This is a genomic window from Kribbella sp. NPDC051620 (genome assembly GCF_044453825.1).
Classification (GTDB): Bacteria; Actinomycetota; Actinomycetes; order Propionibacteriales; family Kribbellaceae; genus Kribbella.
This window is the reverse complement of the sequence record NZ_JBITDB010000006.1, coordinates 137,122-150,301: the sequence shown is the minus strand read 5'-3', so window position 1 is coordinate 150,301 and position 13,180 is coordinate 137,122. Positions and strand designations below refer to the sequence as shown.

Annotated in this window: 16 protein-coding genes; 8 read left to right on the top strand and 8 right to left on the bottom strand. The window is 67.7% G+C overall.

Translation table 11 applies throughout. The annotated features are described in order from the left end of the window. Position 1 precedes the first annotated feature (1 nt). Entirely contained in the window at positions 2-910 is a 909-nt protein-coding gene (locus ACIA12_RS30280; protein ID WP_396370582.1) for an ABC transporter substrate-binding protein, read from the bottom strand. Between the two features lie 276 nt (positions 911-1,186). Between ACIA12_RS30280 and ACIA12_RS30275 the strand changes: the two genes are divergently transcribed. Beyond that, on the top strand, positions 1,187-1,663 hold the full coding sequence (locus ACIA12_RS30275) for a hypothetical protein (protein ID WP_396370581.1): 477 nt from the start codon (positions 1,187-1,189) through the stop codon (positions 1,661-1,663). A 46-nt stretch (positions 1,664-1,709) separates the two neighbouring features. Here ACIA12_RS30275 and ACIA12_RS30270 read toward each other — a convergent pair whose 3' ends face one another. The 3 genes from ACIA12_RS30270 to ACIA12_RS30260 are packed head-to-tail and all read right to left on the bottom strand — an operon-like array spanning position 1,710 to position 4,131. Continuing rightward, complete coding sequence (locus ACIA12_RS30270) at positions 1,710-2,462, bottom strand: amino acid ABC transporter ATP-binding protein (protein WP_396370580.1); 753 nt, start codon at positions 2,460-2,462, stop codon at positions 1,710-1,712. Next, complete coding sequence (locus tag ACIA12_RS30265; protein WP_396370579.1) at positions 2,462-3,289, bottom strand: amino acid ABC transporter permease; 828 nt, start codon at positions 3,287-3,289, stop codon at positions 2,462-2,464. Before ACIA12_RS30265 ends, ACIA12_RS30270 begins: the two co-directional genes overlap by 1 nt. Further along, a complete protein-coding gene (locus tag ACIA12_RS30260) occupies positions 3,286-4,131 on the bottom strand; it encodes an ABC transporter substrate-binding protein (RefSeq protein ID WP_396370578.1) in 846 nt (281 codons plus the stop codon). Before ACIA12_RS30260 ends, ACIA12_RS30265 begins: the two co-directional genes overlap by 4 nt. A gap of 264 nt (positions 4,132-4,395) precedes the next feature. Between ACIA12_RS30260 and ACIA12_RS30255 the strand changes: the two genes are divergently transcribed. The 6 genes from ACIA12_RS30255 to ACIA12_RS30230 all read left to right on the top strand — a co-directional run bounded on the left by ACIA12_RS30255 (position 4,396) and on the right by ACIA12_RS30230 (position 9,806). Next, positions 4,396-5,595, top strand: a complete 1,200-nt coding sequence (locus ACIA12_RS30255) for an NADP-dependent malic enzyme (RefSeq protein ID WP_396370577.1) — start codon at positions 4,396-4,398, stop codon at positions 5,593-5,595. A gap of 44 nt (positions 5,596-5,639) precedes the next feature. Continuing rightward, entirely contained in the window at positions 5,640-6,608 is a 969-nt protein-coding gene (locus ACIA12_RS30250; RefSeq protein ID WP_396370576.1) for a zinc-binding dehydrogenase, read from the top strand. Beyond that, entirely contained in the window at positions 6,609-7,118 is a 510-nt protein-coding gene (locus ACIA12_RS30245) for a GNAT family N-acetyltransferase (RefSeq protein WP_396370575.1), read from the top strand. 72 nt (positions 7,119-7,190) lie between these two features. Beyond that, the gene (locus ACIA12_RS30240) at positions 7,191-8,066 is read left to right on the top strand and encodes a diiron oxygenase (protein ID WP_396370574.1); all 876 of its coding nucleotides are present in this window, start codon (positions 7,191-7,193) and stop codon (positions 8,064-8,066) included. After that, the gene (locus tag ACIA12_RS30235; RefSeq protein WP_396370573.1) at positions 8,066-9,370 is read left to right on the top strand and encodes an FAD-dependent oxidoreductase; all 1,305 of its coding nucleotides are present in this window, start codon (positions 8,066-8,068) and stop codon (positions 9,368-9,370) included. Before ACIA12_RS30240 ends, ACIA12_RS30235 begins: the two co-directional genes overlap by 1 nt. A 136-nt stretch (positions 9,371-9,506) precedes the next feature. Further along, positions 9,507-9,806, top strand: coding sequence for a WhiB family transcriptional regulator (locus ACIA12_RS30230; protein WP_328327303.1), 300 nt, complete (start codon positions 9,507-9,509; stop codon positions 9,804-9,806). Here ACIA12_RS30230 and ACIA12_RS30225 read toward each other — a convergent pair. Beyond that, the gene (locus ACIA12_RS30225) at positions 9,803-11,029 is read right to left on the bottom strand and encodes a sodium:proton exchanger (protein WP_396370572.1); all 1,227 of its coding nucleotides are present in this window, start codon (positions 11,027-11,029) and stop codon (positions 9,803-9,805) included. The two genes, ACIA12_RS30230 and ACIA12_RS30225, sit on opposite strands and share 4 nt — an antisense overlap. Before the next feature lie 115 nt (positions 11,030-11,144). Between ACIA12_RS30225 and ACIA12_RS30220 the strand changes: the two genes are divergently transcribed. Then, positions 11,145-11,498, top strand: coding sequence for a metalloregulator ArsR/SmtB family transcription factor (locus ACIA12_RS30220; RefSeq protein WP_328327299.1), 354 nt, complete (start codon positions 11,145-11,147; stop codon positions 11,496-11,498). Here ACIA12_RS30220 and ACIA12_RS30215 read toward each other — a convergent pair. The 3 genes from ACIA12_RS30215 to ACIA12_RS30205 are packed head-to-tail and all read right to left on the bottom strand — an operon-like array spanning position 11,495 to position 13,179. Then, positions 11,495-12,211, bottom strand: a complete 717-nt coding sequence (locus tag ACIA12_RS30215) for an AAA family ATPase (RefSeq protein ID WP_396370571.1) — start codon at positions 12,209-12,211, stop codon at positions 11,495-11,497. The two genes, ACIA12_RS30220 and ACIA12_RS30215, sit on opposite strands and share 4 nt — an antisense overlap. Before the next feature lie 19 nt (positions 12,212-12,230). Next, a complete protein-coding gene (locus ACIA12_RS30210) occupies positions 12,231-12,977 on the bottom strand; it encodes an AAA family ATPase (protein ID WP_396370570.1) in 747 nt (248 codons plus the stop codon). Between the two features lie 25 nt (positions 12,978-13,002). Beyond that, positions 13,003-13,179, bottom strand: coding sequence for a DUF6104 family protein (locus ACIA12_RS30205; RefSeq protein ID WP_396370569.1), 177 nt, complete (start codon positions 13,177-13,179; stop codon positions 13,003-13,005). Position 13,180: the final 1 nt, after the last annotated feature.

Below are 13,180 nucleotides of genomic sequence, written 5' to 3'. Positions count from 1 at the left end.
CTCAGGGGTTCACGGCGAAGTCGGTGATGGCGCCCGACTCGTTGCCCCACGTGCTCAGGGCCGCCTTGTAGGAGCCGTCGGCATCGATCGCCTTGAGCGCCTTGGCGAGCGCCGCGGCGAAGTCGGTCTCGGCCTTCGGTACGACGTACCCGTACGGCGCGGCGTCGTAGATGTCGCCGAGCGCCTCGACCTGGCCCTGCGACTGCTTGGCCGCGTACAGCACGACAGGGGAGTCGGCGAGCATCGCGTCGGCCTTGCCGGTGGCGACGTCGGCGGTGGCGGCGTCCTGCTTCTCGCGGATGATGAGCTTGATCTCCGGCTTGCCGGCGGTCTTGCACGCCTTCTGCTTGACCGGGATGTCGTCCTCGAGCTGGGTGGTGCCCTTCTGCACGGCGACGGTCTTGCCGCAGGCGTTCGCCGGGTCGACCTTCTTCGGGTTGCCCGCGGCGGTGGCCCACTGGGTGCCGGCGTTGAAGTAGCTGACCATGTTGACCTGCGCCTTGCGCTTGTCGTTGATCGTGAACGACGAGATGCCCAGGTCGTACTTGCCGCTCTGCACGCCGGTGATGATGGTGTCGAAGCCGGCCGGCTGCCAGTCGACCGTGACGCCGAACTTCTTCGCGACGGCGTCGAACACGTCGACGTCCATCCCGGCGACGGTCTTGCCGCCCTGGAGGAACTCGTTCGGCGGGTAGGTCGCGTCCACGCCGACGGTGATCTTGCCGGCCGTCTTGATCTTGGCCGGCAGCGCCGCCGCCAGTGCCGGGTCCGTGGAGCCGCCGGTGGTCGGCTGGCTCGACGACGAGGTGCTCGTCGACGGGGAACTACCCGACAGGCTGTCCGAACCGCATCCACTCGCGGACAGCACCACGACCCCACACACGGCAAGGGTCATACGCAGAACTGACATCTCTAGGCCCTCCAAGGCAGCTTTTTCCGCATCTTGGCACAGCCCCAGAGGTTCTGCGCACTGATCCGACCTGAATGGAGACCCGATCGTAGTGATGCTCACCGCAGAGCCCGGCAAGCCCTCCTGCCGTGGTACCGGTCGTCAGCCGTTGAACACACTACGTGACCATTCTGGTGACTCCCAGTTTGCAGGAAGTTGCAGTCGGCAACGGTTCCGATGCCGCGCCGGTGGTGTTAGACAGCTTGAGAAGGAATCTCACGAACAAGAATCGGGGTAGTGCAGATGTTCAGCAGCTCACGAAGAGTTCTCGGTGGGATCATGCTCGCGCTCGCGGTGCTGGTGTCGGGCCTGACGGCGGTGACGCCGGCCCAGGCCGACCCGAGCTCGCAGGTCCTCAACTGGAGATGGGGCTACTACGGCACTGGCTCGCCGTGCACGATCAGCATCTCCATCGGACGCTACTCGGTGAACGGCAAGGTGAATCTCCGCGGCAGCTTCAACGGTTGCAGTCCGCGGTCCGGTACCGACGGCCTGGGAGTGCTGACGGTCATCTCGGACGCGCCGGTGAAGCGGCTGGGCGGCTCGGTGAGCGAGGCGGTCTGCTGGCACGACAACTACTGCACGAAGACCGTCGGAATCCCCTTCAGCGGCACGAAGACGTACTGCGGCCACGTCACCTTCTCCGACGACGGGTACTTCCGCCGGCACGGCCAGGATCCCTACCTCTACGCCTGCGCTGAAGTAAGCCGCTGACCCACGGTCCGGGCCGGTCCCGTACTACGGACCGGCCCGGCCACCGTCAGGTCGGTTCGACGTGGGTCGGGTCGAGTACCCGGCGAAGGAAGGTCCGGGTGCGCTCCTGTTGCGGATTGCCGATCACCTCGGCGGGTGGGCCCTGCTCGACGATGACGCCGCCGTCCATGAAGACCACCCGGTCGGCGACCTCGCGGGCGAAGGCCATCTCGTGGGTGACGACGAGCATCGTCATCCCGTCCAGGGCGAGCTTGCGCATCACCGTCAGGACGTCGCCGACCAGTTCGGGGTCGAGCGCCGAGGTGGGTTCGTCGAAGAGCATCAGGGCCGGGTCCATCGACAGGGCGCGGGCGATCGCGACCCGCTGCTGCTGCCCACCGGACAGTTGCATCGGGTACGCGAAGACCTTGTCGTTGAGGCCGACGCGATCCAGGTTGCTGCGCGCGATCTCATCGGCCGTCGACGCGTTGCGCCGCAGTACCGTCGTCTGGGCCACTGTGCAGTTGGCCAGTACGGACAGGTGCGGGAACAGGTTGAACTGCTGAAACACCATCCCGATCCGGGCCCGCGCGGCGTCCAGATGACAGTCCGGGTCGGTGATGTCCTCCCCGGCGACGGTCACGCGGCCTTGCTCCGGTACTTCGAGCAGGTTGACGCACCGCAGCAGCGTCGACTTGCCGGAGCCGGACGGCCCGATGACGCAGACCACCTCACCTTCCTCGACGGTGAAGTCGATCCCGCGCAGCACGTGGTTGCTGCCGAAGGACTTGTGCAGGTCGTTGATCTCAACCAGTGCCATCAGCGCGCCCTCGCAGCCTTCGCCTCGAGCCGGCGGACCAGGATGCCCAGCGGCAGGGTGATGATCAGGTAGCAGATGCCGGCCACGATCAGCGGCGTCAGGTTCGACTCGCTGTTGGCCAGCTCGCGGCCGAACCCGGTCAGCTCGTTGGCCGAGGTCGAGACCCCGATGATGAAGACCAGGGACGAGTCCTTGACCAGCAGGATCAGGTCGTTGGCCAGCGCCGGCAGCACGATCCGGAACGCCTGTGGCAGCACGATCTTGCGCAGCGCCAGGCCGGGCGGCATCCCGAGCGAGCGGGCCGCCTCGACCTGCCCCTTCGGCACCGCCTGGATGCCGGCCCGGATCACCTCGGCCATGTACGCGGCCGCGACGATGCCGAGCGCCAGCCAGACCACGCCGTACGGGTCGAAGGGAATCGTCATCCCCTCGAACGCGAGCGGCAGCAGGCTGAACGCGATGAACACCACGATGGCCGGCAGGCCGCGGAAGAACTCGATGTACGCGGTCGCCAGCCACCGGTACGGGCCGACGGAACTGAGTCGCATCAGCGCCAGGACGGTGCCGCCGACCAGGCCGATGACGAAGGCGCCCGCGGTGTACTCGAGCGTCTTCAGCAGCGCCTCGGGCAGTCCCTCGGTGAAGGCCGCCTTGATCAGCGCCGGGCGGAAGAAGACGTCGCCGATCTGCTTCCAGTTGGCCGAGAAGATCGCGACCACGACCAGCACGACCAGGACGCCGTACTGCGCCAGCCGCCACCGCTGCGAGCGTTGCCGGGGGCTCAGCCCCCGCCGGGGTACGGCGGGGGCGTGGTCGGGCGCGCTCACTTCTTCGGCTCGGTCTTGAACCACTTCTTGTAGATCTCGGTGTAGCTGCCGTCGGATTTGGCCTTCTTCAGCAGCTCGTTGAACTTCTCCACCAGCTTGGTGCCGGACGGGTCGTCCTTCTTGGCCGCGAAGCCGTACTTCTCACCGGTGTCGAACTCCGCGACCACGGCGGTGTCGGGGTTCTCCGAGACGAACGGGTAGAGCACGCCGTTGTCGTTGATCGCGGCGTCCACCCGGCCGGACTTGACATTGTTGGTCTGCAGCGTCAGGTCGGCGAAGACGAGCACGTCGTACCCGTTGGCGGCCTTGTTGTCGTCCGCGTAGTCCTTGCCGGTGGTGTCGGCCTGGACGCCGACCTTCTTGCCCTTCAGGTCGGCGAGCGACTTGTACGGCGAGTCCTTCTTCACCAGCAGCACCTGGGTGGCGTCCATGTACGGGTCGGTGATCGCCAGCGCCTTCTGCCGGTCCGCGCGGATCGTCATCGCGCCCATCCCCATATCGCACTTCTTCGCGGCGAAGGCGGCGCCCGAGGTGATCTGCGACCACTCGATGTTGACCACCTCCTGCTCCACGCCGAGGTCCTTGGCGACCAGGTCGAGCAGGTCGTAGTCGAAGCCGACCACCTTGGTGCCGTCCTTGAACTCGAACGGCTTGTACGGCAGGTGCGTGCAGACGGTCAGCTTGCCGGACTTGACCAGCGTGATGCCGGCCTCCTTGGCCTTGTCCGAGCTGCCGCCACCGCCGCCGGAGTCGTCGCCACCGCAGGCGACCAGGGAGAGGGCGAGAACGGCGGCCGAGGCGGCTGCCACCGTACGGCGGCTCGTGCGCAGAATCTGGTTCATCGCGAGTACTCCTCGTGCCGGTTGTGGAAGGTTCGCATCCTGGCACAGCAGGCAGTCACCTGACGGGTGCAAACGGTGGACGAGACTCGATCGTCACCCGCGGTACTGCTGTGTGGGAACCCTCACAGATAGGACCAGTGTGTCCTGTGGTTTACTCGTAGCGACGGGTGACCCCCTGGCAACGGCGCCGTTCGACGCACCCTCGATCGAACGCTCGCTCCTGCATGTCTTCTGCCTGCATTCCGAAGTGAAGGGTCTCTTGCCATGGTCGCCGAAGTGGTTCCGTCCGCCCCGCAGCCCGATCGGTACGCCGGTGATCCGGTCTTCGAGCTGCATCTCGGCGGCAAGATCGAGGTGACGTCCTCGGTCCACGTGAGCAACGCCGACGAGTTGTCCCGCGCCTACACGCCGGGCGTCGCCCGGGTCTGCACCGCGATCGCCGAGGACCCGGCGCTGGTCCGCAAGTACACCTGGAAGTCCAACGTGGTCGCGGTCGTCACCGACGGCACCGCGGTACTCGGACTCGGGAACATCGGGCCTGCCGCGTCGCTGCCGGTGATGGAGGGCAAAGCCCTGCTGTTCAAGGAGTTCGGCGGCGTCGACTCGGTGCCGATCGCGCTGGACTGTACCGATGTGGACGAGTTCGTCGAGACGGTCGTCCGGCTGGCGCCGACCTTCGGCGGCATCAACCTGGAGGACATCTCCGCGCCGCGCTGCTTCGAGATCGAGCGCCGGCTGAAGGAACGCCTCGACATCCCGGTCTTCCACGACGACCAGCACGGTACCGCGGTCGTCGTACTGGCCGCCCTGCGCAATGCGCTGCGGCTGACCGGCAAGTCCATCTCCGACATTCGCGTGGTGATCTCTGGCGCGGGTGCGGCCGGGGTCGCTTGCGCGCGGATCCTCTTGCAGGCGGGCGTCGGCGACCTGGCGGTGGTGGACAGCAAGGGCGTGCTGCACGAGGACCGCCCGGACCTTAACCCGGTCAAGCTTTCGCTGGCGCAGGACACCAACACGGGCGGTATCTCCGGCCGGCTCGTCGATGCGCTCGACGGCGCTGACGTCTTCCTCGGCGTCTCCGGCGGCACCGTTCCGGAGGAGGCCATCGCGCGGATGGCTCCCGGCGCGATGATCTTTGCTCTGGCCAACCCGAACCCCGAGGTTCACCCCGACATCGCGCACCGGCACGCGGCGGTCGTCGCCACTGGTCGCTCGGACTTCCCGAACCAGATCAACAACGTGCTGGCGTTCCCCGGCATCTTCCGCGGCGCCTTCGACGTCAACGCCAGCCGCATCACCGAAGGCATGAAGCTGGCCGCCGCCGAGGCGCTGGCCGACCTCATCCCCGCAGCCGAGCTCCGCGCCGACTACATCATCCCGTCCCCGTTCGACCCGCGCGTCGCCCCCGCCGTAGCAGCAGCAGTCGCCGACGCCGCCCGCCGCGACGGAGTAGCCCGCGACTGAGGTACGGGTTACTGGTTGGTTCAGGTCGTTCTAGGGTGAGGGACATGCTTGCTGCTTACGCTGCCAGGTTTGATGCGGATGACCCGATCTCTGCGCTGGAGGTGGGGGAGCGGCCCGAGCCGGTCGCGGCCGATGGCTGGGTGACGGTCGATGTGAAGGCGACGGCGCTCAATCACCATGACCTGTGGTCGTTGAAGGGTGTCGGACTGGCGGAGAAGAATCTGCCGATGATCCTCGGCTGCGACGCGGCCGGGATCGACCCGGACGGCAACGAAGTCGTGGTGCATGCGGTCATCTCGGATCCCGCCTGGAAGGGCGACGAGACGCTCGACCCCAAGCGGTCGCTGCTGAGCGAGGTGCATCAGGGCACGCTCGCCCAGAAGATCGCGGTGCCGGCGGCCAACGTCGTACCGAAGCCTGCCGGGTTGAGTTTCGAGGAGGCCGCGTGCCTGCCGACGGCTTGGCTCACGGCGTACCGGATGCTGTTCACGCAGTCGCCACTGAAGCCCGGGGACACGGTACTTGTCCAAGGCGCGGGTGGCGGGGTCGCGTCGTCGCTGATCACGCTCGCGCGGGCCGCGGGGCTGCGCGTCTGGGCGACGAGCCGGGACGAAGCCAAGCGGGCGAAGGCGGTCGAGATCGGGGCGCATGAGGCGTTCGAGTCGGGTGCGCGGTTGCCGGAGCGGGTGGATGCGGTGATGGAGACCGTAGGCCAGGCGACCTGGTCGCACTCGCTGAAGTCGCTCAAGCAGGGTGGCACGGTGGTGATCTCGGGTGCGACGAGTGGGCAGGCGCCAAAGTCGGCCGAGCTGAACCGGATCTTCTTCCTGCAGCTGCGGGTGCTGGGCTCGACGATGGGGACCCGGACGGAGCTGGCGCAACTGGTCCAGTTCATGGCGAACGCCGGCATCCGGCCGCACATCGACAGCACCTACGCGCTCGCCGACGCACGCGAGGGCTTCGCGAAGCTGAATGCAGGTGACGTCTTCGGAAAGATCGTCTTCACTGTCTGAATGGAGATCGAGATCCGCCGCGCGGTCGTCGCCGACGCGGAAGCCGCCGCCTGGTGCCACCTGACCTGCTGGCAGGAGGCGTACGCCGGACTGCTCGAGCCGGAACGGCTGGCGGAGCGGTTGGGTGAGGTCGACCTGCGCATCGCGCGCTGGGTCGAGCGGCTCGAGGACGGTGTGCTGCGCTGGGTTGCGATCAACCCCGATCCGGCGGCCGGCGTACGGGACCGGGTGATCGGGTTCGCTTCGCCGGGGCCGACGCGGGACGAGGACGCGCCGACGCCGTTGGAGCTCTACGCCATCTACGTGCGGGAGAAATGGTGGGGGAGCGGGCTCGGCCACCGGCTGCTGGACGTTGCCATCGGCAAGGAGGCGGCCAGCCTCTGGGTGCTGGCGGGGAACGAGCGGGCGCAGGCGTTCTACCGGCGGCACGGCTTCGCCGAGGACGGTACCCAGGTGGACGAGCCGTTCTTCGGCGTACCGGAGCTCAGGATGGTTCGTCCCGCGCAGTGAGCACCGGGCTTGCCCTGTCTTGATACACGATCTATGTTACATAGACAGTGTTGTATCAGCGGGAGGTGCTCCATGCACGGCACGGACCAGACTGCACGGCGGTTGCTCGACTCCTCGGCACGGTTGTCCCGCGATCCGCAGACGGAGATCGACTGGACGGCGCCGCTCGGCGACGGCTACGGGCTGAGTCCGGAGTGGAGCACGCTCTACGGCACCGCGTACTGGGATGACCTGACCGAGGCGCAGCGCGTCGAGCTGACCCGGCATGAGGCGGCGTCGGTCGCCTCGACCGGGATCTGGTTCGAGATGCTGTTGCAGCAGTTGATTCTGCGCGACATGTACTCCGTGAACCCGGCCGACCCGGAGTTCCAGTGGGCGCTGACCGAGATCGCCGACGAGTGCCGGCACTCGATCATGTTCGCGCAGCTGTGCGGGCGGCTGGTCGATGTGCGGTACCGGCCGGGGCGGACGGCCCGCGAACTCGGGCGGGCGTTCAAGACGGTGGCGGCCGGCGAAACGGCGTACGCCGCGATCCTGGTCGCCGAGGAGATGCTCGACGTGATGCAGCGCGACTGGATGCGCGATCGCCGGGTCGAGCCGATGGTCCGGACGGTCAACCACATCCACGTGGTCGAGGAGTCGCGGCACATGGTGTTCGCCCGGGACGAGACCCGTCAGCGGCTGGCCGGCGCTGGGGCGGTGCGCCGGTCGGTGAATGCGCTGGTCATCTCGCTGGCCGCGGAGATCATCATCAGCAGCATGGTGGGCCGGGCGGTCTACGCGAATGTCGGGCTGGATGCAGACCGGGCGGTTCGGGAGGCTCAGGGCAATGAGCATCACCGGGCGCTGTTGCGGTCCAGTTGCGCCAACTTGATGGACTTCCTGGGCGAGGTGGGGCTGCTGACGCCTGCGGCGAGACGCGTCTACCGGCGTACCGGGGTGCTCTGATGGCCTACGTCATCGCGGGGGACTGCTGCTCGGACGCGAGTTGCGTGGCGGTGTGCCCGATGAACAGCATTCATCCGTCGGGTGGTCTCGATGGGCTGTTCATTGATCCGCGGACCTGTATCGACTGTGGGGCTTGTGCGGACGTGTGTCCGGTCGGCGCGGCCAAGCCGGCTGACCAGGCGACGCCGGTCGAGGTGGAGCTGAATCGGTCGCACTTCGCGTCGACGCCGGCAGTGGATGCGCTCGACCTCGACACCTGGGAGCCGCCTAGCTTCACGGTATGGACTGGTGGGCCGCGACGGGTTGCCGTGGTGGGGGCGGGACCGGCGGGGATGTACGCGACGCGGGAGCTGCTGTTGCGTAGTACCGCCGAGGTGACCGTGTATGACCGGTTGCCGGTGATCGGCGGGCTGGCGCGTTTCGGCGTTGCGCCCGATCATCCGATGACCAAGCAGATCATCTCGACCTTCTCGCGGATCGTCGACCATCCCCGGGTGACCTGGCGGCCTGGTGCCGAGGTGGATGCGTCGCAGCTGGAGGGCCGGTACGACGCGGTGGTGCACGCGGTCGGCTCCTGCACCAGCCGCCGCCTCGGCATCCCCGGCGAAGATCTCGCCGGCAGCTGCCCCGCGTCCGATGTAGTTGCCTGGTACAACAACCGCCCAGGCTTCACCGACTTGCCGGTGGCTCTGCGCGGCCCCCGCGCAGTCATCATCGGCAACGGCAACGTAGCCCTGGACCTGGCCCGCCTACTAGTCAGCGACGCCGACCGCCTGGCCGGCCTCGACATACCGCCCGCAGTCCGCGCAGCCCTCGCAACCAGCGGCATCACCGAGGTGGTCATCCTTGCCCGCAAGGGTCCTGAAGCCGCCGCCTACTCCGCCTCGGCCCTCCGTGACCTACACACCCTCGAAGGGGTCGAGGTGGTGTTCGATCTGTCACCCGAGCTGGACGGGCCGCCGCTCCCTGGGCGGCGGATCGTCCTGCACTTCAACACCATGCCGACTGCGTGGGATCCGGCGACCGGGCTCAGCACCAGCCGGGGAGTCGTCGCGGCGGGCAATCTCTTCACCGCCATCGGCTTCGTTGGTCGGCCGGTTCCTGGGTTGCCGTTCGATGAGGCACTCGGGATCGTGCCCAACGAGGCGGGCGCGGTGCTCGGGCGACCTGGGCACTTTGTGACCGGGTGGATCAAGCGGGGCGCTCGGGGTGGGATCGGGGCGAACAAGGCCTGTGCTGAGGAGACTGTGCGGAGTTTGCTCACGGGGGCGGCAAATCTGGGGCTGGCGGGCGCCCGGATGTGACATTGTCCGGTCGTGACGTTTCATTGCTGAAACATTGCCGTCGCACCGGGGCAACGAGGCTGGCGCACGCTGGTCGTACCGCGGGAAACCCCCCGGATCGATCCGCCCGATCGATGAGCATTGAGCAGGAGTGCCCATGAGGCCGACCTTGACGGTGATCGCCGACCCCGCCGACCGCTGGATGATGCGTGCGGCATGCATCGGCCAGGCGCCGGCGTACGACGAGACCGCGAGCGCCTGGGAGCAGCGCAAGGCACAGGCGATCTGTATGACCGCCTGCCCGGTGATCGAGGAGTGCCGTGAGTGGGCCCGCCGGACCAAGTTCACCGGTACCGCCGCCGGCGAGAAGTTCCTCTCCGGCCGCCGCCGTGGCCGCCCCGGCCCGCAGGAGCGCCGCCGCCCGACCCCGATGGTCGAAGAGCAGCAGGCCAGCTAGACCTCTACCAGTTCCTGTTCCGCTGCAACCTTCGGGGTGCGGCGGAACGGTGATGTCAGGGTCTGTACGACGTACTGGCGGTTGTAGCTGAGTGCCCAGATCGCCAGCGCCAGGTAGATACCCGAGAGCACGTAGCGCCCGGTCTGCCCCGGTACTGCGAACTGCACCGCGAACAACCCCAGCAGCGTCCAAGCAGCCCAGCGCGGGAAGCGCAGACTCAACAGGACCGCCAGGCCGAGCACTGTCTGGGTAGCGGTCAGCAGGAACTCCTCAACCTGGCGACCGTCCAACGGCAGCGCAGCAGAGCCGCCACCGATGCCATAGGCGATCGGGAGGCTGCCGATGAGCAGCGTCCACTGGTTCACCTTGGCGGAGATCAGCAGGCCGAGTGCAGCCGCTCCCTTGCCCCGCCAGGCGAACAGGATCGCCACGATGAACTCCGGCGCCTCAGAGGCCAGCGGGGCCAACCACTGCACGAGCAGGAACTGGTCGATGCCCAGTGCCCGCCCACCCTCGACCAGCGAGTCAGCGAACGGCTCTGCCGACAGCAGGATGATCCCGGCCGACGCCAAGAACATCGCCACGACAGTGATCCGCCGCTGCACCTTGCCGAGTCCACCGATCCGCGCAGCCGGTCCGATGAGGTCCGGCTCGTGCCCGCTGTCGGTCGTGGCGGCGCGCCAGAGGTAGTACGCGAAGAAGGCCAGCAGGGCGATGCCCAGGAGCAAGTGGATCTGCCCGGTGATCGGGATGATGAAGGCGACGACGCTGGCGACGGCCAGGAAGCCCAGCTCGCGGCGGTAGCCCGATTCGAGCACCAGGGCCTTGATGGTGCGGCCGCTGCGCTTGCTGGCGACGTACAGGCTGATCAGTACGACGCTGGACCAGCCGAGACCGAGCAGTAGCCGGTTGGAGCCGGTCATGTTGGCGGCGGCATAGGCCACGTACTCCGGCTGGCTGCCGGCGGTGTGTGCGAAGTACAGGTCGACCGCGTACTCGGGGAGCACCGCGATGACCGCGAGCAGGGCGATCGCCAGGCCGCCGGAGATGTCGACCTCAGCCGCCTCGGCCGCCCAGGCCAGGACGAACGACGCCGCGACCACCCCGAGACCGAAGACAACGATGGCCAACGGAGCCGGCGGATGGACACCGCTGAGCCGCAGAACGATCGCCGGAACCGCCGCGAGAAGCAGCAGAAGGACGGGGCGGAGTGCTCTGATCACGATGTCCAGCCTGCCACCATTTCGATACTTTCGCAATTGCGCAAGTATGAGACCGTACTCACCCTCGGCCTGCCGAGTACCAGGGGACCTCAGGACAGGTCACAATGACTCCGCGATGAGCACACCCCCTGAACCCACCCGAGCCCAGCTCGACGCCGCCGCCAGCACGTTCGCGATGCTCTCGGCGCCGGTCCGGCTGCACCTGGTGTCCCTGGCAGCCCAGGGCGAGTACGACGTAGGCACGCTCGCCGACCGTGTCGGCGTCAGCATCGCCACCGCCAGCCAGCACCTCGGCAAACTCCGGCTGGCCGGCATCATCACCGCCCGCCGCGAGGGCCGCCGCCACATCTACACCGTCGACGACCCCCACGTCCTCAACATGGTCGACCAGATCTTCGAACACATCGCCCCCGACGGCTCCCTCGCCCCCGACCCACCCTTGCGGCGCCGCCCACCCCACACGGACTAGACGATGTGGCGCAGGTAGCGCTCAGGGGCTTCCAGGTAGGCCTTCCAGTTCTGTACCAGCAGTAGGTCGGACCAGGTCGACTCGCGGATGCCCCAGTCGCCGACCTCGAGGATTCTGGCGCCGGGGAGGGAGCAGACGATGGGGGAGTGGGTCGCGCAGATGACCTGGCCGCCGCCGTTGGCCAGTTCGTCCAGGACGCCTACCAGGGCGAGGCTGGAGGAGAACGAGAGGGCGGATTCCGGTTCGTCCAGGCAGTAGAGGCCGGGGCTGTCGAAGCGGCTGCGCAGTACCTCGAGGAAGCCTTCGCCGTGGCTCAGTTCGTGGAAGTTCGGATCACGACCGCCGGGGTTCTGCTCCAGGTAGGTGTAGTACCCGTGCATGGTCTCTGCCCTGAGAAAGAACCCCCACCGCGAGGACCCGGCTCCGCGGGTCAGCAGGATCTCTCGCGCCAGGGAGGACTCAGATGCGCGGGTCGTCAGCCTTGCACCGGTCGAGCCGCCCTCGGGAGACATGCCGAACGCGATGGCAATCGCCTCGACCAGGGTGGATTTGCCGGCGCCGTTCTCGCCTACCAGAAAGGTGACGCCGGGGCTGAGGTCGAGGCCGTCGGTGAGTAGTTGGCGGACGGCGGGGATGGTGTGCGGCCAGTCCGTGGAGACGCCGATGCCCTCCGCCGCGGCAACCCGGCGTACGGGATGGGTGGCGAAGGACATCTGCCAAAGCTAGCCGCCCTCAAGGTCGGAGGGGTTCAGTGCCAATGATGTGGCGCAGGTAGCGGTCGGGCGCGTCGAGGTAGGCGCGCCAGTTCTGGACGAGTTGCAGGTCGTTCCAGGCGGAATCGCGGATGCCCCAGTCGCCGACCTCCAGGATTCTGGCGCCGGGGAGGGCGGCGATGACAGGGGAGTGAGTGGCGCAGAGGACCTGGGAGCCCGACTGCGCCAGACGGTCGAGTACGCCGATCACGGCGAGGCTGGACGAGAACGAGAGGGCGGACTCGGGCTCGTCGAGGCAGTAGAAGCCGCGGCGGGTGAAGCGGTCGCCGATCAGGCTGAGGAAGCTCTCGCCGTGGCTCATCCGGTGGAACGCGATGTCCTCCGGGCCGCTGGGTCGCGGGTTGTCTTCGAGGTAGGTGTAGAAGCCGTGCATCGTCTCGGCGCGCAGGAAGAAGCCGGCCCGCGGAGCCCCGGCTCCCCGGGTGAGGTGGAGATCATCGGACAACGGGGACTCGGTCGCCCGGGTGGTCAGTCGCGCGCCGGTCGAGCCGCCTTCCGGCGACAGGCCGAAGGCGACGGCGATCGCCTCGACCAGCGTCGACTTGCCCGCGCCGTTCTCGCCGACCAGGAAGGTGACGCCGGGGGTGAGGTCGAGGCCGTCGGTGAGTAGTTGGCGGACGGCGGGGATGGTGTGCGGCCAGTCCGTGGAGACGCTGATGCCCTCCGCCGCGGCAACCCGGCGTACGGGATGGGTGGCGAAGGGCATCTGCACAAACTAGTACCAGGTGGGTTTAATCGTCTTCGTCGTCCAGCCTGGCGAGCCAGGTGGCGAAGCGTTCTATCGGGGTTTCGAATTCGGGGTTGAGGTCGACGAACTCGCGCAGGCGTTCGGCGAGCCAGGCCAGCGGGACTTCTTCCTCGCCCCGCCGGCTCTCGAGCTCCTCGATCCCTCTGTCGGTGAAGTACACG